At 48.5% G+C, this 23869-nt stretch carries 8 protein-coding genes; all 8 read left to right on the forward strand.

Going from position 1 to position 23869, the window contains the following annotated elements:
• The coding region (locus ACO6VE_RS20880; RefSeq protein WP_422463225.1) for an RAP domain-containing protein at positions 1–1194 on the forward strand (1194 nt) is incomplete at its 5' end.
• A gap of 56 nt (positions 1195–1250) precedes the next feature.
• Entirely contained in the window at positions 1251–4262 is a 3012-nt protein-coding gene (locus ACO6VE_RS20885; protein ID WP_422463227.1) for a DUF1601 domain-containing protein, read from the forward strand.
• 56 nt (positions 4263–4318) lie between these two features.
• A complete protein-coding gene (locus ACO6VE_RS20890) occupies positions 4319–7783 on the forward strand; it encodes a hypothetical protein (RefSeq protein WP_422463229.1) in 3465 nt (1154 codons plus the stop codon).
• A gap of 247 nt (positions 7784–8030) precedes the next feature.
• The gene (locus ACO6VE_RS20895; protein WP_422463231.1) at positions 8031–10883 is read left to right on the forward strand and encodes an RAP domain-containing protein; all 2853 of its coding nucleotides are present in this window, start codon (positions 8031–8033) and stop codon (positions 10881–10883) included.
• 53 nt (positions 10884–10936) lie between these two features.
• On the forward strand, positions 10937–14554 hold the full coding sequence (locus tag ACO6VE_RS20900) for a DUF1601 domain-containing protein (RefSeq protein WP_422463233.1): 3618 nt from the start codon (positions 10937–10939) through the stop codon (positions 14552–14554).
• Between the two features lie 53 nt (positions 14555–14607).
• Positions 14608–17769 carry a DUF1601 domain-containing protein gene (locus ACO6VE_RS20905; RefSeq protein ID WP_422449603.1) on the forward strand — a complete coding sequence of 1054 codons (3162 nt, stop codon included), beginning with the start codon at positions 14608–14610 and terminating at the stop codon, positions 17767–17769.
• Between the two features lie 264 nt (positions 17770–18033).
• Complete coding sequence (locus ACO6VE_RS20910) at positions 18034–21039, forward strand: DUF1601 domain-containing protein (protein ID WP_422449604.1); 3006 nt, start codon at positions 18034–18036, stop codon at positions 21037–21039.
• 60 nt (positions 21040–21099) lie between these two features.
• A partial coding sequence (locus ACO6VE_RS20915; RefSeq protein ID WP_422463235.1) for a DUF1601 domain-containing protein occupies positions 21100–23869 on the forward strand: 2770 nt, incomplete at its 3' end.

Below are 23869 nucleotides of genomic sequence, written 5' to 3' on the forward strand. Positions count from 1 at the left end.
AAGGCAGAGAAAGACCACTTTAATGCACAGCATATCGCCAACCTGCTGTGGGCTTTGGCGAAACTGGTGGACAATGGACTGGAGCTGGAGAAAACACCGAAGCTCAAACAGGTCGTAGCTGCGCTGTTGCCCCATGTGACAAGCAAAGCCGAATCAAAAGAACAGAAAGACCGCTTTATTCCTCAGCATATCACCAACCTGCTGTGGGCCTTGGCAAAACTGGTGGACAACGGACTGGAGCTGGAGAAAACAACGAAGCTCAAAGAGGCCGTGGCTGCGCTGTTGCCCCATGTGAAAACCAAAGCCGAATCAAAAGAAGAGAAAGACCACTTCAGCACTCAAGGTACCGCCAACTTGCTATGGGCCCTGGCGAAACTGGGTGAGGCCATTGAGCTGAACCTGATTAAATCTACGTTAGATTCTCTTGTCGACAGAATCGGTGAAAACCCTCAATTCTCTCAACAAGATATATTGATGTCTCTCTGGGGCGTTATGGTATTCTGCGCCAGGTTTTACCTGGACTCAGGTAATAATGATAAACACTCCCTTGAAAAGCACATAGGCGAACTATTTTCTCGCCTGGAAAATACATCCCCAGGTAGTATAGAGGATCAATCCATCATTGCCATGGCTGCATGTTGGCTTGGGAGAGCGTGTCCGGTCATCCCTTATTACACGACAAACACTTCACAATCTCAATCCACCTTCCGCGATCACCTCCAATCGAGCTTTCCGTCTTTGAAGATTGAAGAAGAAAAGAGTCTGAACTCATTACCTCCGGTCGATCTGCTACTGTCAGAGTACAACATGGTGATCGACATTCAGGGACCTTCCCATTACGTGAGTGGTGATTTCAAAACCAGGAATGGCCCGACTTTGTTGAAAATCGCCCTGCTGCAAAAATTAGGGTTTGAGGTTATTGAAATCCCGGTGAGAAAGCTGGATGACCAGGATTCAATGCAAAGCGTGATTGAGCAAATAAAGACAAAGTTAGCCGTCCCGCCAAAGGCTTATGGCTCTTTGTTACAGAACAGCGACGAGGGGGCAGAAGATGAAGCATACGTTACTGCCGATGAAGGAGGGGAATTTTCCGATGACTGTTATTTTACCGCCGAAGAATATGTAGAAGAGCCAACAGAAAAAACAAAAAAGAGGAACAGGAGGAGAAAAAAGTCAGTGAAAACGGCTGACTGATGATGCCATCGAGTAGTCTACTTTTTATATTTCCCATGAATTCATGAAATATAATTATGGACAGAAGCAGTGCTGGTGTCAGTTGGCAATGCACAACATCAGGTAATGATTATAAACAGCCGGATGATCGTACCGATTGTTCAAAAAGTGGGCGATGCTGGCATGGTACAGTCAGACAGTTGGACGCGCCGCTCGCCTATGTCCGGGAGAGTAATGAATTTTATGCTGCTTCTGACGCCTGCTCTGCTGACCATCCACCAAGACATTCAATAAAACCTGTTCATGGTTTCAAAGCTCTCATCACACCAGAAAAAATAGATTACATGATGAAGATATCTACTCATTATGGTGATCACTATGATGGTAATAAACACTGTCAATTTGCCCTTTCAATCAAACACTACACTTTATCGTCAAAACGACCCTTGCATCATAGTGAACAACGCCAACTGATACCGTTGTTGCACGATTTTAAAGCGACACCCGGGTGGACCTGGCGAAACCTGGCGACAACGTTTCATTCATTTACTTCAGCGGGTGTTTTTACCCCTCATAAATACATGGATGAGTGGGTTAAGGAAACCCAGGCTGCTCTACTGTCAGCTTTACTTGATCCTGTAATACATAAGTGCAACCAAAAACCTGATGTCAGGAGTATTAATGCACAGGGTACCGTCAACCTGCTGTGGGCCGTAGCGAAACTGGTGAACAATGGGCTGGCGCTGGAGAAGACAGCGAAGCTGAAAGAGGCCGTGGTTGTGCTGTTGCCCCTGGTGAAAACCAAAGCCGAATTAAAAGAAGAGAAAGACTGCTTCAACACTCAAGGTACCGCTAACCTGCTATGGGCCCTGGCGAAACTGGTGGACAATGGTCTGGCGCTGGAGAAGACACCGAAGCTGAAAGAGGCAGTGGCTGCGCTGTTACTCCAGGTGAAAACCAAAGCCGAATCAAAAGAAGAGAAAGAGCACTTTAACACTCAAGGTACCGCTAATCTGCTGTGGGCCCTGGCGAAACTGGTGGACAACGGGCTGAAGCTGGAGAAGACGCCGAAGCTCAAAGAGGCCGTGGCCGCGCTGTTGCCCCATGTGAAAACCAAAGCCGAATCCAAAAAAGAGAAAGACCACTACAAGCCACAGGAAGTCGCCAATCTCCTGTGGGCCATGGCAAAACTGGTGGACAACGGACTGGAGCTGGAGAAGACAACGAAGCTCAAAGAGGCCGTGTGTGGGCTGTTGCCCTATGTGAAAACCAAAGCCGAATCAAAAGAAGAGAAGGACCACTTCACGCCACAGGCAGTCACCAACCTGCTGTGGGCAATAGCGAAACTGGTGGAAAACGGGCTCGAGCTGGAGAAGAGAAAGAAGCTCAAAGAGGCTGTGGCCGCGCTGTTGCTCCAGGTGAAAACCAAAGCAGAATCAAAGAAAGACCACTTTATTCCTAAGCATATCGCCAACCTGCTGTGGGCCATGGCAAAACTGGTGGACAATGGGCTGGCGCTGGAGAAGACAGCGAAGCTCAAAGAGGCTGTGAACGCGCTGTTGCCCCATGTGGCAACCAAAGCCGAAGCAAAAGAAGAGAAAGACCGCTTTAAAACTCAAGGTATTGCCAACTTGCTGTGGGCCTTGGCGAAACTGGTGGATAACGGGTTGGAGCTGGAGAAAACACCGAAGCTCAAAGAGGCCGTGGCCGCGCTATTACCCCATGTGAAAATCAAAGCCGAATCAAAAGAAGAGAAAGAGCACTTTATTACTCAGCATATCGCCAACCTGCTGTGGGCCCTGGTGAAACTGGTGGACAACGGGCTGGAGAAAACACCGAAGCCCAAAGAGGCCGTGGATGCGCTATTGCCCCATGTAAAAACCAAAGCCGAATCAAAAGAAGAGAAAGATCACTTCAAGCCACAGGCAGTCGCCAACCTGCTGTGGGCGCTGGCGAAACTGGTGGACAACGGGCTGGGGCTGGAGAAAACAACGAAGCTCAAAGAGGCCGTGGCCGCGCTGTTGCCCCATGTGAAAACCAAAGCCGAATCAAAAGAAGAGAAAGACCGCTTCAAGTCTCAAGGTATCATCAGCCTGCTGTGGGCCGTGGTGATACTGGTGGACAACGGGCTGGAGCTGGGGACGACACCGAAGCTCAAAGAGGCCGTGGCCGCGCTGTTGCCCCATGTGAAAACCAAAGCCGAATCAAAAGAAGAGAAAGACCACTTCAGCACTCAAGGTATCGCCAACTTGCTATGGGCCCTGGCGAAACTGGGTGAGGCCATTGAGCTGAACCTGATTAAATCTACGTTAGATTCTCTTGTCGACAGAATCGGTGAAAACCCTCAATTCTCTCAACAAGATATATTGATGTCTCTCTGGGGAGTCATGGTATTCTGCGCCAGGCTTTACCTTAAATCAGGTAGTAATGATAAACACTCCCTTGAAAAGCACATAGGCGAACTATTTTCTCGCCTGGAAAATACATCCCCGGGCAGTATAGAGGATCAATCCATCACTGCCATGGCTGCATGTTGGCTTGGGAGAGATTGTCCAGTCATCCCTGATTACACGACAAACACTTCACAATCTCAATCCACCTTCCGCGATCACCTGCAATCGAGCTTTCCATCTTTGAAGATTGAAGAAGAAAAGAGTCTGAACTCATTACCTCCGGTCGATCTGCTACTGCCAGATTACAATATGGTGATCGACATTCAGGGACCTTTCCATTACGTGAGTGGTGATTTCAAAACCAGGAATGGTTCGACTTTGTTGAAAATTGCTCTGCTGAAAAAATCAGGATTTGAGGTCATTGAAATCCCGGTGACCAGGCTTGTGAACCAGGATTCAATGAAAAGAGTTATTGAGCAAATAAAGACAAAGTTAGCCGTCCTGCCAGAGGCTTATGGCTCTTTGTTACAGAACAGCGGCGAGGGTTCAGAAGATGAGGCATACGTTACTGCCGATGAAGGAGGGGAATTTTCCGATGACTGTTATTTTACCGCCGAAGAATATGTAGAAGAGCCAACCAAAAAAACAAAAAAGAGAAACAGGAGGAGAAAAAAGTCAGTGAAAACGGCTGACTGACGATGCCATAGAGTAGTCTACTTTTTATATTTCCCATGAATTAATGAAATATAATTATGGACAGAAGCGGTGCTGGTGTCAGTTGGCAATGCGCAACATCAGGTAATGATTATAAAAAACCGGATGATCGTACCGATTCTTCAAAAAGTGGGCGATACTGGCATGGCACAGTCAGACAGTTGGATGCGCCGCTCGCCTATATCCGGGAGAGTAACGGATTTTATGCTGCTTCTGACGTCTGCTCTGCTGACCATCCACCAAGACATTCAATAAAACCTGTTCATGCTTTCAAAGCTCTCATCACACCAGAAAAAATAGATTACATGATGAAGATATCTACTCATTATGGTGATCACTATGATGGTAAAAAACACAGTCAATTTGCCTGTTCAATCAAACAATACACTTCAGCGTCAAAACGACTTTTGAATCATAGTGAACAACGCCAACTGATACCTTTGTTGCACGATTTTAAAGCGACACCCGGGTGGACCTGGCGAAGTCTGACGACGACGTTTCATTCATTTACTTCAGCGGGTGTTTTTACCTCTCATAAATACACGGAAGAGAGGGTTAAGAAAACTCAAGCGGCTTTACTGTCCACTTTACTTGATCAAATAATACTTAATTGCAACCAAACACTTGAAGCCAGGGATCTTGATGTACACGGTATCAATAACCTGCTGTGGTCCGTGGCGAAACTGGTGGACAACGGGCTGGAGCTGGAGAAAACACCGAAGCTCAAAGAGGCTGTTGCCGCACTGTTGATCCATGTTAAAGCCAAAGCCAAATCACCAGAAGAGAGCGAACACTTTATTCCTCAGCATATCAGCATCCTGCTGTGGTCGGTGGCGAAACTGGTGGACAACGGGCTGGAGCCGGACAAGGCAACGATGCTCAGAGAGGTCGTGGCCGCGCTGTTGCCCCATGTGAAAGCCAAAGCTAAATCAAAAGAAGAGAGAGACCACTTTATTCCTCAGCATATCAGCATCCTGCTGTGGGCCCTGGCGAAATTGGTGGACAAGGGGGTGGAGAAGACTCCAAAGCTCAAAGGGACCGTGGCCGCGTTGTTGCCTCATGTGAAAACCACAGCAGAATCAAAAGAAGAGAAAGAGCACTTTAACACTCAAGGTATCGCCAACCAGCTGTGGGCCTTCGCGAAACTGGTGGACTACGGACTGGAGCTGGAGAAGATACCAAAGCTCAAAGAGGTTGTGGCTGCACTGTTGCCCCATGTGAAAACCAAGGCTGAATCAAAACAAGAGAAAGACCACTTTACTCCTCAGCAGATCGCCAACCAGCTGTGGGCCCTGGCGAAACTGGTGGAGAAGGGGCTGGAGCTGGAGAGCACTCCGAAGCTCAAAGAGGCTGTGGCCGCGCTGTTGCCCCATGTGAAAACCAAAGCCGTATCAAAAGCAGAGAAAAACCACTTCAACACTCAAGCTACCGCCAACCTGATGTGGGCCCTGGCGAAACTGGTGGAGAACGGGCTGGAGCTGGAGAAGACAGCGAAGCTCAAAGAGGCCCTGGCTGCGCTGTTGCACCATGTGAAAGCCAAAGCCGAAGCAAAAGAAGAGAAAGGCCACTTCAACACTCAAGCTACCGCCAACCTGCTTTGGGCCGTGGCAAAACTGGTGGAGAACGGGCTGGAGCTGGAGAAGACAGCGCAGCTAAAAGAGGCCCTGGCCGCGCTGTTGCGCCATGTGAAAGCCAAAGCCGAATCAAAAGAAGAGAAAGACCACTTTATTCCTCAGAATATCGCTAACCTGCTGTGGGCCGTGGCAAAACTGGTGGACAACGGGCTGGAGCAGACAGCGAAGCTCAAAGAGGCCCTGGGGGCGCTGTTGCACCATGTGAAAGCCAAAGCCGAATCAAAACAAGAGAGAGACCACTTTAACACTCAAGCTACCGTCAACCTGCTGTGGGCCGTGGCAAAACTGGTGGACAACGGGCTGGAGCTGGAGAAGACAGCGCAGCTCAAAGAGGTTGTGGCCGTGCTGTTGCCCCATGTGAAAGTCAAAGCTGAATCAAAAGAAGAGAAAGACCACTTCAAGCCACAGGAAGTCGCCAACCTGTTGTGGGCTGTGGCGAAACTGGTAGACAACGGACTGGAACTGGAGAAGACACCCAGGCTTAAAGAGGCCGTGGCCTGGTTGTTGCCCTATGTGAAAACCTATGCCGAATCAAAAGAAGAGAAAGACCGCTTCAGCACACAAGAGACCGCCAACTTGCTGTGGGCCGTGGCGAAACTGGTAGACAACGGACTGGAGCTGGAGAAGACACCGAAGCTGAAAGAGGCCGTGGTTGCGCTGTTGCCCCATGTGACAACCAAAGCCGAATCATTAGAAGAGACAGACCCCTTTACTCCTCAGCATATCGCCAACCTGCTGTGGGCCTTGGCGAAACTGGTGGACAACGGGCTGGAGCTGGAGAAGATACCGAAGCTGAAAGAGGCCGTGGTTGCGCTGTTGCCCCATGTGACAACCAAAGCCGAATCATTAGAAGAGTCAGACCCCTTTACACCTCAGCATATCGCCAACCAGCTGTGGGCCCTGGCGAAACTGGTGGAGAACAGGTGGAAGCTGGAGAAGACATCGAAGCTGAAAAAGGCTGTGGTCGCGCTGTTGCCCCATGTGCAAACCAAAGCCGAATCAAAAGAAGAGAAAGACCAATTCAAGCCACAGGAAGTCGCCAACATGATATGGGCCGTGACAAAACTGGGTGAGGCTATTGAGCTGAAAGTGGTTAAATCAACGTTAGCTTCCCTTGTCGGCAAAATCAGCGAAAACACCCCGCTCTCTCAAGGTAGATGGATGTCTCTGTGGGGAGTCATGGCATTCTGTGCCAGATGTTATCTGACCTACGGTAAGAATAATAAAAACTCGCTTGAAAAGCATATAGGTGAACTATTTTCTCTCCTGGGAAATACACCCTCAGGCAATACCGAGGATCAATCCATTATTGCCATGGTCACAAGTTGGCTGGGGATAGCGTGTCCGGTGGTTCCCTATTACCAGACAATCATTTCACAATCTCAATCCACCTTTCGCGATCAACTCCGATCAAGCCTTCCGTCTTTGCAGATTGAAGAAGAGAAGAGTCTGAGTTTATTACCTCCGGTTGACCTGCTACTGCCAGATTACAACATGGTGATCGACGTTCAGGGGCCTTCCCATTACGTGGGTGGTGATTTCAAAACCAGGAATGGTTCGACTTTGTTGAAAATCGCCCTATATAAAAAATTAGGATTTGAGTTTATTGAAATACCGGTGAACAAGCTTGATAACCAGTATTCAATACAAAGAGTTATTGAACAAATAAAGACAAAGTTAGCCATCCTGCCAGAGGCCCATGGTCCTGTGTCACCTGACAGCAGCGAGTGGGATGCAGGTGAGGCATACTTTACTGCCGATGAAGGATGGCAATTTTCCGATGACTGTTATTTTACCGCTGAAGAATATTTAGAAGAGCAAACAAAGAAACCAAAAAAGAGAAAAAGGAAGAGAAAAAAGCCGGGCTAATGCCTGTTCTTAGGGTGGACATTAAGCTTACCCCTCCATTTTCAATGGCTTTTGAATGGAACCACGAAGGGCACAAAGAGCACGAAGGAAAAGAAAATCTCTTCTTTGTGCTCTTCGTGTTCTTCGTGGTTCCATCTTTAACTTTCCGAAGAGGGGAGTAGACGCTTAATGTCTACCCTAAGAATGCCTGTTGATGCCGTGGAGTAGTCTACATTTTATATTTCCCATGAATTAATGAAATATAATTATGGACAGAGGCGGTGCTGGTATCAGTTGGCAATGCACAACATCAGGTAATGATTATAAAAAACCGGATGATCGTACCAATTCTGCAAAAAGTGGGCGATACAGACATGGCACAGTCAGACTGGTGATTGCGCCACTACCCTATATCCAGAGGTGTAATGAACTTCATCCTGCTTCTGATGCCTGCTCTGCTAACCGTCCACCAGGACACTCAATAAAACCTGATCATGATTTTAATGCTCTCATCACACAAGAAAAAATGGATTGGCTGGTGTGGGTATCTGCTCGTTACAGTGATCGCTATGATGGTAAAAAACACAGTCAATTTGCCACGTTAATTAAACAATACACATCAGCGTCACAACGACCTTTAAATCACAGTGAACAATGTCAACTGATACCCTTGTTGCACAATTTTAAAGCGACACTCGGGTGGACTTGGCGAAGCCTGATGACAACGATTCATTCATTTACGTCAGCGGGTGTTTTTACCCCTAATAAATATATGAATGAGAAAAGTCAGGAAGCTCAGGCAGCGTTATTGTCAACGTTACTTGATGGAGTAATAGTTAAGTGCAAGCAAAAACCTGAAGCCAGGGATATTGATGCCCAAGGTACCACCAACCTGCTGTGGGCCCTGGCAAAAATAGTTGGTAACGGGCTGGAGCTGGAGAAAACACCGAAGCTCAGAGAGGTCGTAGCTGCGCTGTTGCCCCTGGTGAAAATCAAAGCCGAATCAAAAGAGGGGAAAGAACACTTTATTCCTCTGCATATCGCCAACCAGCTGTGGGCATTGGCAAAATTGGTAGATAACGGGCTGGAGCTGGAGAAGACACCGAAGCTCAAAGAAGTTGTGGCCGCGCTGTTACTCCATGTGAAAACGAAAGCCGAATCAAAAGAAGAGAAAGACTACTTCAAGCCACAGGAAGTCACCAACCTGCTTTGGGCTCTGGCGAAACTGGTCGAAAACGGGTTGGATCTGGAGAAGACAGAGCAGCTAAAAGAGGCCGTAGCCGCGCTGTTGCACCATGTGAAAATTAAAGCTGAATCAAAAGAAGAGAAAGACCACTTTAATCCTCAGCATATCGCCAACCTGCTGTGGGCGGTGGCGAAATTGGTAGACAATGGTCTGAAGAAGACACGGACGTTCAGAGAGGCCGTGGCCGCGCTGCTGGCCAATGTGAAAACCAAAGCCAAATCAAAAGAAGAGAAAGACCACTTTATTCCTCAGCATATCACCAACCTGCTGTGGGCCGTGGCAAAATTAGTGGACAACGGGCTGGGGCTGGAGAAAACACCCAAGCTCAAAGAGGTCGTGGCCGCGTTGTTACCCCATGTGAAAACCAAAGCCGAATCAAAAGAAGAGAAAGACCACTTTATTGTTCAGCATATCGCCAACCAGCTGTGGGCGGTGGCGAAATTGGTAGACAACGGGCTGGAGAAGACAGCGCAGCTAAAAGAGGTCGTCGCCGCGCTGCTACCCCATGTGAAAACCAAAGCCGAATCAAAAGCAGATCAAGACCACTTTATTCCTCAGCATATCGCTAACCTGCTGTGGGCCGTGGCAAAACTGTTGGACAACGGGCTGGAGAAGACAGCACAGCTGAAAGAGGCCGTGGCCGCGCTGTTACCCCATGTGAAAACCAAAGCCGAATCAAAAGAAGAGAAAGACCACTTGAAGCCACAGGCAGTCACCATCCTGCTGTGGGCCGTGGCAAAACTGGTGGAGAACGGGCTGGAGCTGGAGAAGACAGCGAAGCTCAAAGAGGCCCTGGCCGCGCTGTTGTGCCATGTGAAAGCCAAAGCCGAATCAAAAGAAGAGAAAGACCACTTTATTCCTCAGCATATCGCCAACCTGCTGTGGGCCTTGGCAAAACTGGTGGAGAACGGGCTGGAGCTGGAGAAGACAGCGAAGTTCAAAGAGGCTGTGGTCGCGCTGTTGCCCCATGTGCAAACCAAAGCCACATCAAAAGAAGAGAAAGACCAATTCAAGCCACAGGAAGTCGCCAACATGATATGGGCCGTGGCAAAACTGGGGGAGGCTATTGAGCTGAATGTGGTTAAATCAACGTTAGCTTCCCTTCTCGGCAAAATCAGCGAAAACACTCCGCTCTCTCATCAAGGTAGATGGATGTCTCTGTGGGGAGTCATGGCATTCTGTGCCAGATTTTATCTGACCTACGGTAAAAATAATAAAAACTCGCTTGAAAAGCATATAGGTGAACTATTTTCTTGCCCGGGAAAAACACCCACTGGCAATACCGAGGATCCATCCATTATTGCCATGGTCACAAGTTGGCTGGGGATAGCGTGTCCGGTGGTTCCCCATTACCGAACAAACACTTCACAATTACAATTCACTTTTCACGATCAACTCCGATCAAGCCTTCCGTCTTTGAAGATTGAAGAAGAAAAGAGTCTGAACTCATTACCTCCGGTTGACCTGCTACTGCCAGATTACAACATGGTGATCGACGTTCAGGGACCCTCCCATTACGTGGGTGGTGATTTCAAAACCAGGAATGGTTCGACTTTGTTGAAAATCGCTCTGCTGAAAAAATTAGGATTCGAAGTCATTGAAATCCCGGTGTATAAGCTTCATAACCAGGATTCAATGAAAATAGTTATTGATCAAATAAAGACAAAGTTAGCCATCCTGTCAGAGGCCCATGGTCCTGTGTCACCTGACAGCAGCGAGTGGGATGCAGGTGAGGCATACTTTACTGCCGATGAAGGATGGCAATTGTCAGATGACTGTTATTTTACCGCTGAAGAATATTTAGAAGAGCAAACAAAGAAACCAAAAAAGAGAAAAAGGAAGAGAAAAAAGCCAGTAAAAACTACTGCCTGTTGATGCCGTGGAGTAGTCTACATTTTATATTTCCCATGAATTAATGAAATATAATTATGGACAGAGGCAGTGCTGGTATAAGTTGGAAATGTACAACATCAGGTAATGATTATAATCAACCGGATGATCATGCAGGTGCTTCAGGAAGTGTACGATACCGGTATGGCACAGTGAGGCGGACGAATACTCCACTTCCCTATATCCCGGAGCGTCATGAATTTTATCCTGCTTCTGACGCCTGTTCTGCTCACCATCCACCAGGACATTCAATAAAACCTGTTCAGGATTTTAATGATCTCATCACACAAGCAAAAATGGATGACCTGGTGAGGATATCTACTCATTATGGTGATCGCTATGATGGGAAAAAACACAGTCAATTTGCCTGTTCAATCAAACAATTCACATCAAGGTCAAAAAGACCATTAAATCGTGGTGAACAATGCCAACTGATACCATTGTTGCACGCTTTTAAAGCGACACCCGGATGGCTCTGGCGAAGCCTGATGACAACAGTTCATTCATTTACGTCAGCGGGTGTCTTTACCCCTCATAAATACATGAATGAGAGAAGTAAGGAGGCTCAGGCAGCGTTATTGTCAACGTTACTTGATGCAGTAATAGTTAAGTGCAAGCAAAAACCTGAAGCCAGGGATATTGATGCCCAAGGTACCGCCAACCTGCTGTGGGCCCTGGCAAAAATAGTTGGTAACGGGCTGGAGCTGGAGAAAACACCGAAGATCAAAGAGGCCGTGGCCGCGCTGTTGCCCCTGGTGAAAATCAAAGCCGACTCAAAAGAGGGAAAATATCACTTTATTCCTCAGCATATCGCCAACCAGTTGTGGGCAGTGGCAAAATTGGTAGATAACGGGCTGGAGCTGGAGAAGACACCGAAGCTCAAAGAAGTTGTGGCCGCGCTGTTGCTCCATGTGAAAACGAAAGCCGAATCAAAAGAAGAGAAAGACCACTTCAAGCCACAGGAAGTCGCCAACTTGCTGTGGGCTCTGGCGAAACTGGTCGAAAACGGGTTGGATCTGGAGAAGACAGCGCAGCTAAAAGAGGCCGTAGCCGCGCTGTTGCACCATGTGAAAAGCAAAGCTGAATCAAAAGAAGAGAAAGACCACTTCAATCCACAGGCAGTCGCCAACCTGCTTTGGGCCGTGGCGAAACTGTTGGACAATGGTCTGAAGAAGACACCGACGTTCAGAGAGGCCGTGGCCGCGCTGCTGGCCAATGTGAAAACCAAAGCCGAATCAAAAGAAGAGAAAGACCACTTTATTCCTCAGCATATCACCAACCTGCTGTGGGCCGTGGCAAGATTAGTGGACAACGGGCTGGGGCTGGAGAAAACACCCAAGCTCAAAGAAGTTGTGGCCGCGCTGTTACCCCATGTGAAAACCAAAGCCGAAGCAAAAGAAGAGAAAAACCACTTTATTCCTCAGCATATCACCAACCTGCTGTGGGCGGTGGCGAAATTGGTAGACAACGGGCTGGAGAAGACAGCGCAGCTAAAAGAGGCACTGGCCGTGCTGTTACCGCATGTGAAAACCAAAGCCGAATCAAAAGCAGAGAAAGACCACTTTATTCCTCAGCATATCACCAACCTGCTGTGGGCGGTGGCGAAATTGGTAGACAACGGGCTGGAGCTGGAGAAGACAGCGCAGCTAAAAGAGGCCGTGGCCGCGCTGCTACCCCATGTGAAAACCAAAGCCGAATCAAAAGCAGAGAAAGACCACTTTATTCCTCAGCATATCGCTAACCTGCTATGGGCCCTGGCAAAACTGGTGGACAACGGGCTGGAGAAGACAGCGCAGCTAAAAGAGGCCGTGGCCGCGCTGTTACCCCATGTGAAAACCAAAGCCGAATCAAAAGAAGAGCAAGACCACTTCAAGCCACAGGCAGTCGCCAGCCTGCTGTGGGCCTTGGCAAAACTGGTTGACAACGGGCTGGAGCTGGAGAAGACAGCGAAGCTCAAAGAGGCCCTGGCCGCGCTGTTGTGCCATGTGAAAGCCAAAGCCGAATCAAAAGAAGAGAAAGACCACTTTATTCCTCAACATATCGCTAACCTGCTGTGGGCCTTGGCCAAACTGGTGGACAACGGGCTGGAGAAGACAGCGAAGTTGAAAGAGGCCCTGGCCGCGCTGTTGCACCATGTGAAAGCCAACGCCGAATCAAAAGAAGAGATAGACCACTTTAACACTCAATCTACCGCCAACCTGCTGTGGGCCGTGGCAAAACTGGTGGACAACGGGCTGGAGAAGACAGCGCAGCTCAAAGAGGTTGTGGCCGTGCTGTTGCCCCATGTGAAAGTCAAAGCCGAATCAACAGCAGAGAAAGACCACTTTATTCCTCAGCATATCGCTAACCTGCTGTGGGCCCTGGCAAAACTGGTGGACAACGGACTGGAACTGGAGAAGACACCCAGGCTTAAAGAGGCCGTGGTCTGGTTGTTGCCCTATGTGAAAACCTACGCCGAATCAAAAGAAGAGAAAGACCGCTTCAGCACACAAGAGACCGTCAAAGTGCTGTGGGCCGTGGCGAAACTGGTAGACAACGGACTGGAGCTGGAGAAGACACCAAAGCTGAAAGAGGCCGTGGTTGCGCTGTTGCCCCATGTGACAACCAAAGCCAAATCATTAGAAGAGACAGACCCCTTTACTCCTCAGCATATCGCCAACCTGCTGTGGACCCTGGCGAAACTGGTGGAGAACAGGTGGAAGCTGGAGAAGACATCGAAGTTCAAAGAGGCTGTGGTCGCGCTGTTGCCCCATGTGCAAACCAAAGCCACATCAAAAGAAGAGAAAGACCAATTCAAGCCACAGGAAGTCGCCAACATGATATGGGCCGTGGCAAAACTGGGTGAGGCTATTGAGCTGAACGTGGTTAACACAACGTTTGCTTCCCTTCTCGGCAAAATCAGCGAAAACACCCCGCTCTCTCATCAAGGTAGACGGATGTCTCTGTGGGGAGTCATGGCATTCTGTGCCAGATTTTATCTGACCTACGGTAAAAATAATAAAAACTCGCTTGAAAAGCATATAGGTGAACTATTTTCTTGCCCGGGAAATACACCCTCAGGCAATACCGAGGATCAATCCATTATTGCCATGGTCACAAGTTGGCTGGGGATAGCGTGTCCGGTGGTTCCCCATTACCGAACAATCACTTCACAATCACAATCCACTTTTCGCAATCAACTCCGATCAAGCCTTCCGTCTTTGAAGATTGAAGAAGAAAAGAGTCTGAACTCATTACCTCCGGTTGACCTGCTACTGCCAGATTACAACATGGTGATCGACGTTCAGGGGCCCTCCCATTACGTGGGTGGTGATTTCAAAACCAAGAATGGTTCGACTTTGTTGAAAATCGCTCTGCTGAAAAAATTAGGATTTGAGGTCATTGAAATCCCGGTGAACAAGCTTGGGAACCAGGGTTCAATGAAAAGAGTTATTGAGCAAATAAAGATAAAGTTAGCCGACCCGCCGCAGGCTTATGACTCTGTGTTACATAACAGCGGCGAGGGGTCAGCAGATGAGGCATACGTTACTGCCGATGAAGGAGGGCAATTTTCAGATAGCTGTTATTTTACCGCTGTAGAATATTTAGAAGAGCAAACAGATAAACCAAAAAAGAGAAAAAGGAAGAGAAAAAAGCCAGTAAAAACTACTGCCTGATGATGCCGTAGAGTAGTCTACTTTTTATATTTCCCATGAATTAATGAAATATAATGATGGACAGAGGCGGTGCTGGTATCAGTTGGCAATGCGCAACATCAGGTAATGATTATAATCAACCGGATGATCGTACCGATTGTTCAAAGGGGGGGCGATACCGGCATGGCACAGTCAGACAGGTGAATACGTCACTTCCCTATACCCAGAAGCATAATGAATTTTATCCTGCTTCTGACGCCTGTTCTGCTAACCATCCAAGAAGACACTCATTAAAACCTGTTGATGATTTTAAGGCTCTTATCACACATGAAAAAGTGGATTGCCTGTTGAGGTTATCTACCCATTACGGTGATCGCTATGATGGTAAGAAACACAGTCAATTTGCCATTTCAATCAAACAATACACTGCAGCGTCAAAACGACCTTTGCATCACAGTGAACAACGTCAACTGATGCCATTGTTGTACGATTTTAAAGTGACAACCGGGTGGACCTGGCGAAGCCTGACGACAACGTTTCATTCATTTACTTCAGCGGGTGTTTTTACCTCTCATAAATACATGGAAGAGTGGGTTAAGGAAACTCAAGCGGCTTTACTGTCGACTTTACTTGATCAAGTACTACTCAAGTGCAACCAAAAACCTGAAGCCAGGTATCTTGATGTTCAAGGTATCAATAACCTGCTGTGGTCTGTAGCGAAACTGGTGGGCAACGGCCTGGCGCTGGAGAAAGCACCGAAGCTCAAAGAGGTTGTGGTTGCACTGTTGATCCATGTTAAAGCCAAAGCCAAAGCACCAGAAGAGAGAGAACACTTTATTCCTCAGCATATCGCCAACCTGCTGTGGTCTGTGGCGAAACTGGTGGACAACGGGCTGGAGCTGGACAAGACACTGGTGCTCAGAGAGGGGGTGGCCGCGCTGTTGCCCCATGTGATAGCCAAAGCTGGATCAGAGAAATACCACTTTATTCCTCAGCAGATTGCCAACCTGCTATGGGCCGTGACGAAATTGGTGGACAAGGGGTTGGAGAAAACGCCAACGCTCAAAGGGGCCGTGGCCGCGCTGTTGCCTCATGTGAAAACCAAAGCCGAATCAAAGGAAGAGAAAGACCACTTTAACACTCAAGGTGTCGCCAACCTGCTGTGGGCCTTCGCGAAACTGGTGGACAATGGACTGGAGCTGGAGAAGATACCGAAACTCAAAGAGGCTGTGGCTGCGCTGTTGCCTCATGTAAAAACCAAAGCCGAATCAAAAGCAGAGAAAGGCCACTTTAACAATCAAGGTATCGCCAACCTGCTATGGGCCTTCGCGAAACTGGTGGACTACGGGCTGGAGCTGAAGAAGATGCCGACGCTCAAAGTGGCCGTGGCGGCGCTGTTGCCCCTGATGAAAACCAAAATCGAATCAACAGAAGAGAAAGACCAATTCAAGCTGCAGGAAGTCGCCTCTCTACAATGGGCTTTGGCGAAACTGGTGGACAATGGGCTGGAGCTGGAGAGGACACCGAAGCTCAAAGAGACTGTGGACGCAGTGTTGATTCATGTTGAAGCCAAATCAAAAGAAGAGAAGAACCACTTCAATCCTCAGCAAATTTCCAACCTTATATGGGCGGCGGCGAAATTGGTAGACAACGGGCTGGAGCTGGAGAAAACACCGAAACTCAAAGAGGTCGTGGCTGTGCTGTTGCCCCTGATGAAAACCAAAGCTGAATCAAAAGAAGAGAAAGACCACCTTATTCCTCAGCATGTCACCAACCAGCTGTGGGCCCTGGCGAAACTGGTAGACAACGGGCTGAAGCTAAAGAAGACTCCGCAGCTCAACGAGGCTGTGGCCGCGCTGTTGCCCCATGTGAAAACCAAAGCTGAAGCAAAAGAAGAGAAAGACCGCTTCAGGCCACAGGGAGTCGCCAATCTGCTGTGGTCCATGGCGAAACTGGTAGACAACGGACTGGAACCGGAGAAGACACCCAGGCTTAAAGAGGCCGTGACCTGGTTGTTGCCCTATGTGAAAACCTACGCCGAATCAAAAGAAGAGAAAGACCGCTTCAGCGCAAAAGATACCGCCAACTCGCTGTGGGCCATGGCGAAACTGGTAGACAACGGACTGGTGCCGGAGAAGACACCGAAGCTGAAAGAGGCCGTGGTTGCGCTGTTGCCCCAGGTGACCAGCAAAGCCGAATCATTAGACGAGACCGACCACTTTTCTCATCAGCATATTGCCAACCTGCTGTGGGCCCTGGCGAAACTGGTGGAGAACGGGTTGAAGCTGGTGAAGACATCGGAACTCAAAGAGTCCGTAGTCGCGCTGTTGTCCCTGATGCAAACCAAAGCCGAATCAAAAGAAGAGAATGAGCGCTTCAAGCCACAGGAAGTCGCCAGCATGATGTGGTCCGTGGCAAAACTGGGTGAGGTGATTGAGCTGAAGGTGGTTGAATCAACGTTCGATTTTCTTGTCGGCAAAAACAGCGAAAACCTCCAGCTCCCTCAGCAAAGTAGATGGATGTCTCTGTGGGGAGTCATGGCATTCTGTGCCAGATGTTATCTTAACTACGGTAAAAATAATAAAAACTCACTTGAAAAGCATGTAGGTGAACTATTTTCCCGCCTGGGAAATACCTCCTCAGGCAGTATCGAGGATCAATCCATTATTGCCATGGCCGCAAGCTGGCTTGGAAGAGCGTGTCCGGTCACCCCCCAATACCCGACAATTATTTCACAATCTCAATCCACCTTCCTCGATCAACTCAAATCAAGCCTTCCGTCGTTGAAGATTGAAGAAGAAAAGAGTCTGAACTCATTACCTCCGGTTGACCTGCTACTGCCAGATTACAACATGGTTATCGACATTCAGGGACCTTCTCATTACGTGAGTGGTGATTTCAAAACCAGAAATGGTTCGACTTTGTTGAAAATCGCCTTGCTGCAAAAATCAGGATTTGAGGTCCTTGAAATTCCGGTGAACAAGCTTTGGAAACAGGATTCAATGAAACGAGTTATTGAGCAAATAAAGATAAAGTTAGCAGTCCCGCCACAGGCTCATGGCGTGTTCCATACCAGTGGTGAGGCGGCGGCAGATGAGGCATACGTTACTGCTGATGAAGGAGAGCCATTTTCCGATGACGGTTATGTTACCGCCGAAGAATATTTGGAAGAGCCAATAAATAAACCCAAAAAGAGAAAAAGGAAGAGAAAAAAACCAGTAAAAACTACGGCCTGATGAGGCTCTGGGAGGCTGTCCGAGAATAGACTGCCCTACGCGGCAACTGCTCCTGCGTTGCCCTAGCTCCTGCATCCATGCAGTCGTGCGGCGACAGCAAATTGGTCTAAAAATCCGCTTTTGTTCGGCAAATAGCCCCGCTATTCACCTCACAAAACCAAATTTTTATCCTCAATTTTCTCCCGTCCTCGCGACGGGCGCTATTCTCGGAAAGCCTCCTGGAGTAGTCTACTTTTTATATTTCCCATGAATTAATGAAATATAATGATGGACAGAGGCGGTGCTGGTATCAGTTGGCAATGCGCAACATCAGGTAATGATTATAAACAACCGGATGATCGTACCGATTCTTCAAAGAGTGGGCGATACTGGCATGGCTCAGTCAGACAGGTGAATGCGCCACTCGCCTGTATCCAGAAGCGTAATGAGTATCGTGCTTCTGACGGCTTTTCTGCTAACCATGCAAAAAAACACTCAATAAAACCTGTTCATGATTTTAATGCTCTCATCACACAAGAAAGAATGGATTACCTGCTGAGCATATCTGCGCGTTATAGCGATCGCTATGATGGTAAAAAACACAGTCAATTTGCCACCTTAATCAAACAATACACTTCAGCATCAAGACGGCCTTTGCATCATAGTGAACAACGCCAACTGATACCATTTTTGCACAATTTTAAAGCTACCTCCGGGTGGACCTGGCGAAGTCTGGCGACAACGCTTCATTCATTTACTTCAGCGGGTGTTTTTACCCCTCATAAGTACATGAGTGAGGGAAGTAAGGAAACTCAGGAAGCTTTATTGTCAACTTTACTTGATGCAGTAATACGTAAGTGCAACCAAAAACCTGAAACCAGGGATATTGATGCACAAGGTGCCGCCAACCTGCTGTGGGCCCTGGCGAAACTGGTGAACAACGGGCTGGAGCTGGAGAAGACACCGAAGCTCAAAGAGACCGTGGCCGCGCTATTGCCCTTGGTGAAGACCAAAGCCGAATCAAAAGAAGAGAAAGACGATTTTATCCCTCAGCATATCTCCAACCTGCTGTGGGCCGTGGCGAAATTAGTAGACAACGGGCTGGAGCTGAAGAAGACACCAAAACTCAAAGAGGTCGTGGCCGCGCTGTTGCCCCTGGTGAAAACCAAAGCCAAATCAAAAGAAGAGAAAGACCATTTTATCCCTCAGCATATCTCCAACCTGCTGTGGGCCGTGGCAAAATTGGTGGACAACGGGCTGGAGAAGACACCAACGCTCAAAGGAACGGTAGCCACGCTGCTGCCCCTGATGAAAGCCAACACCGAATCAAAAAAAGAGAAAGACCACTTCAACACTCAAGCTACCGCCAACCTGCTGTGGACTCTGGCGAAACTGGTAGACAACGGGCTGGAGAAGGCAGCGCAGTTCCAAGAGGCTGTGGCCGCGCTGCTGCCCCACGTGACAACCAAAGCCGAATCAAAAGAAGAGAAAGACCACTTCAACACACAGGAGGTTGCCAGCCTGCTGTGGGCCTTGGCGAAACTGTTGGACAACGGGCTGGAACCTGAGAAAACACAGAAGCTCAAAGAAGCCGTCGTCGCGCTGCTGTCCCGGGTGAAAGCCAAAGCCGAATCACAAGAAGAGAAAGACCACTTTAATCCTCAGGATATCACCAACCTGCTGTGGGCTGTGGCGAAACTGGTGGACAATGGACTGGAGCTGGAGAAAACACCGAAGCTCAAACAGGTCGTAGCCGCGCTGTTGCCCCATGTGACAACCAAAGCCGAATCAAAAGAACAGAAAGACCGCTTTATTCCTCTGCATATCGCCAACCTGCTGTGGGCCATGGCAAAACTGGTGGACAATGGTCTGGAGCTGAAGAAGATACCGAAGCTAAAAGAGGCCGTGGCCACGCTGTTGCCCCAGGTAAAAACCAAAGCCGAATCAAAGGCAGAGAAAGACCACTTTAATGCACAGCATATCGCCAACCTGCTGTGGGCTTTGGCGAAACTGGTGGACAATGGACTGGAGCTGGAGATAACACCGAAGCTCAAACAGGTCGTAGCCGCGTTGTTGCCCCATGTGACAAGCAAAGCCGAATCAAAAGAACAGAAAGACCGCTTTATTCCTCAGCATATTGCCAACCTGCTGTGGGCCTTGGCAAAACTGGTGGACAACGGACTGGAGCTGGAGAAGACAGCGAAGCTCAAAGAGGCCCTGGCTACGCTGTTGTACCATGTGAAAACCAAAGCCGAATCGAAAGAAGAGAGAGACCGCTTCAAGCCACAGGGAGTGGCCAACCTGTTGTGGGCCTTGGCGAAACTGGTGGACAACGGGCTGGAGCTCGAGAAGACAGCGAAGCTTAAAGAGACCCTGGCCGCGCTGTTGTACCATGTAAAAACCACAGCCGAATCAAAAGAAGAGAGAGACCACTTCAATACTCAAGGTACCGTCAACCTGCTGTGGGCCATGGCAAAACTGGGTGAGGCCATTGAGCTGAACCTGGTTAAATCTATGTTCGGTTCTCTTGCCGACAGAATCAGTGAAACCCCTCAGCTTTCTCTGCAAAATACTTGGATGTCTCTCTGGGGAGTCATGGTATTCTGTGCCAGGTTATATCTGTACTTCGGTAGAGATAATAAAAACCCGCTTGAAAAGCATATAGGTGAACTATTTTCTCGCCTGGGAAATACATCCCCGAAGAATATAGAGGCTCAAACCGTCATTGCCATGGCCGCCAGTTGGCTTGGGCGACCGTGTCCGGTGGTCCCCTATTACCAGACAATTATTTCACAATCTCAATCTACCTTCTGCGAGCAACTCCGATTGAGCCTTCCGTCTTTGAAGATTGAAGAAGAAAAGAGTCTGAACTCACTACCTCCGGTTGACCTGCAACTGCCAGATTACAACACGGTGATCGACGTTCAGGGACCTTCTCATTACGTTAGTGGTGATTTCAAAATCAGGAATGGTTCGACTTTATTGAAAGTCGCTCTGCTGAAAAAATTAGGATTTGAGGTCATTGAAATCCCGGTGAACAAGCTTGGGAACCAGGATTCAATGAAAATAGTTATTGAGCAAATAAAGGAAAAGTTAGCCGCTCTCCCAGAAGCTCATGGCTCTGTGTCACTTAGCAGCGGTGAGTGGGCGGCAGACGAGGCATATTTTACTGCTGATGAGGGAGGGCAATTTTCGGATGACTGTTATTTTACCGCTGAAGAATATTTAGAAGAGCAAATAAATAAACCAAAAAAGAGAAAAAGGAAGAGAAAAAAAGCCAGTAAAAACTAATGCCTGATGAGGCCGTAGAGTAGTCTACTTTTTATATTTCCCATGAATTAATGAAATATAATGATGGACAAAGGCGGTGCTGGTATCAGTTGGCAAGGCACAACATCAGGTAATGATTATAAACAACCGGATGATCGTACCGATTTTTCAACGGCTGGGCGATATTGCCATGGCACAGTCAGACAGGTGAATGCGCCACTCCCCTATATCCAGAAGTGTCATGAATTTTATCGTGCTTCTGACGCCTGCTCTGCTAACCATCCAACAAGACATTCAGTAAAACCTGTCCATTATTTTAATACTCTCATCACACAAGAAAGAATGGATTACCTGGTGAGCATATCTGCTCGTTTCGGTGATCGCTATGATGGGAAAAAACACAGTCAATTTGCCACTTTAATCAAACAATACACTTTAGCGTCAAGACGACCTTTGCATCATAGTGAACAACGCCAACTGATACCATTGTTGCACAATTTTAAAGCAACCGCCGGGTGGACCTGGCGGAGCCTGACGACAACGCTTCATTCATTTACGTCAGCGGGTGTTTTTACCCCTGACAAATACATGAATAAGGGAAGTAAGGAAACTCAGGCAGATTTACTGTCAACTTTACTTGATGCAGTAATACTTAAGTCCGACCAAAAACCTGAAACCGGGGATATTGATGCACAAGGTAGCGCCAACCTGCTGTGGGCCATGGCGAAACTGGTGAATGAGCTGGAGCTGGAAAAGACACCCAGACTCAAAGAGGCTGTGGCCGCGCTGTTGCCCAAGGTGAAAACCAAAGCCGAGTCAAAAGAGGAGAAAGACCACTTTATCCCTCAGCACATCTCCAACCTGCTGTGGGCCGTGGCGAAATTGGTAGACAACGGGCTGGAGAAAACACCAAAGCTCAAAGGTGCTGTAGCCGCGCTTTTGCCCCACGTGACAACCAAAGCCGAATCAAAAGAAGAGAAAGACCACTTCAAGCTACAGGAAGTCGTCAACCTGCTGTGGGCCATGGCAAAACTGGTGGACAACGGGCTGGCGCTGGAGAATGCAGCGAAGCTCAAAGAGGCCGTGACCACGCTGTTGCCCCAGGTAAAAACCAAAGCCGAATCAAAGGCAGAGAAAGACCACTTTAATGCACAGCATATCGCCAACCTGTTGTGGGCCGTGGCGAAATGGGTGGACAACGGGCTGGAGTTGAAGACACCGAAGCTCAAAGAGGCCTTGGTTGCTCTGCTGCCCCGGGTGAGAACCAAAGCCGAATCAACAGAAGAGAAAGACCACTTCAAGCCACAGGAACTCACCAACCTGCTGTGGGCCCTGGCGAAACTGGTGGACAATGGGCTGAAGCTGAAGAAGCTACCGAAGCTCAAAGAGATTATGGCCGCGCTGTTTTCCCAGGTAAAAAACCAGGCCGAATCAAAAGAAGAGAAAGACCGCTTCAAGCCACAGCACCTCGCCAACTTGCTGTGGGCCGTGGCGAAACTGGTGGACAACGGGCTGGAACTGGAGAAGACACCGAAGCTCAAAGAGGCCTTGGCCGCGCTGCTGCCCCGGGTGAAAACCAAAGCTGAATCAACAGAAGAGAAAGACCACTTTATTCCTCAGCATATCGCCAATCTGCTGTGGGCCGTGGCGAAACTGGTGGGCAATGGGCTGGAGAAGACAGCGAAGCTCGACGAGGTTGTGACCACGCTGTTGCCCCATGTGAAAACCAAAGCCGAATTAACAGAAGAAAAAGACCACTTCAAGTCACAGGAAGTCACCAACCTGCTGTGGGCCCTGGCGAAACTGGTAGACAACAGACTGGATCTGGGGAAGACACCGGAGCTCAAAGAGTCCGTGGTCGCGCTGTTGCCCCATGTGAAAACCAAAGCCGAATCAACAGCAGAGAAAGATCACTTGAAGCCACAGGAAGTCACCAACCTGCTGTGGGCCTTGGCGAAACTGGTGGACAATGGGCTGGAGCTGGAGACGACAGCAACGCTCAAAGAGGTCGTGGCCGCACTGCTGCTCGATGTGAAAACCAAAGCCGAGTCAAAAGAAGAGAAAGACCACTTTATTCCACAGCATATCGCCAACCTGCTGTGGGCCGTGGTGACACTGTTGGAAAACGGGTTGGAGCTGAAGAAGACACCGAAGCTCAAAGAAGTTTTGGCCGCGCTGTTGCACCATGTGCAAGCCAAAGCCGAATCAAAAGAAATGAAAAACCACTTCAAGCCACAGGAGGTCACCACACTGGTGTGGTCAGTGGCAAAACTGGGTGAGGCCATTGAGCTGAACCTGGTTAAATCTATGTTCGATTCTCTTGTCGACAGCATCAGTGAAAACCCTCAGCTCTCTCAGCAAGATATATCAATGGCTCTATGGGGAGTCATGGTATTCAGTGCCAGGTATTATCTGTACTTCGGTGACGATAATAAAAACGCCCTTGAAAAGCACATAGATGAACTGTTCTCTCGCCTGGAAAGTCCATCCCCGTGCAATACAGAGTTTCCATTCATCACGGCCATGGCTGCAAGTTGGCTTGGGAGGGCGTGTCCAGTGGGCCCCCATTACCGGACAATCATTTCCCAATCTCAATCCATCTTACGCGATCAGCTCCAGTCAAGCCTTCCGTCTTTGAATATTAAAGAAGAGCAGAGTCTGAACTCATTACCTCCGGTTGACCTGCAACTGCCAGATTACAATACGGTGATCGACGTTCAGGGACCTTGTCATTACGTGAGTGGTGATTTCAAAACCAGGAATGGTTCGACTTTATTGAAAGTCGCTCTGCTGAAAAGATTAGGATTTGAGGTTATTGAAATACCGGTGGACAAGCTTTGGAAGCAGGATT

The sequence above is a fragment of the Endozoicomonas sp. ALB115 genome (genome assembly GCF_049310245.1).
GTDB lineage: Bacteria > Pseudomonadota > Gammaproteobacteria > Pseudomonadales > Endozoicomonadaceae > Endozoicomonas.

What these genes read in the sequence shown, in the direction of transcription:
- ACO6VE_RS20885 (WP_422463227.1), top strand. Translation starts at nt 1,251, where the DNA reads ATGGACAGAAGCAGTGCTGGTGTCAGTTGGCAATGCACAACATCAGGT.
- ACO6VE_RS20910 (WP_422449604.1), top strand. Translation starts at nt 18,034, where the DNA reads ATGATGGACAGAGGCGGTGCTGGTATCAGTTGGCAATGCGCAACATCA.
- ACO6VE_RS20905 (WP_422449603.1), top strand. Translation starts at nt 14,608, where the DNA reads ATGATGGACAGAGGCGGTGCTGGTATCAGTTGGCAATGCGCAACATCA.
- ACO6VE_RS20890 (WP_422463229.1), top strand. Translation starts at nt 4,319, where the DNA reads ATGGACAGAAGCGGTGCTGGTGTCAGTTGGCAATGCGCAACATCAGGT.
- ACO6VE_RS20900 (WP_422463233.1), top strand. Translation starts at nt 10,937, where the DNA reads ATGGACAGAGGCAGTGCTGGTATAAGTTGGAAATGTACAACATCAGGT.
- ACO6VE_RS20895 (WP_422463231.1), top strand. Translation starts at nt 8,031, where the DNA reads ATGGACAGAGGCGGTGCTGGTATCAGTTGGCAATGCACAACATCAGGT.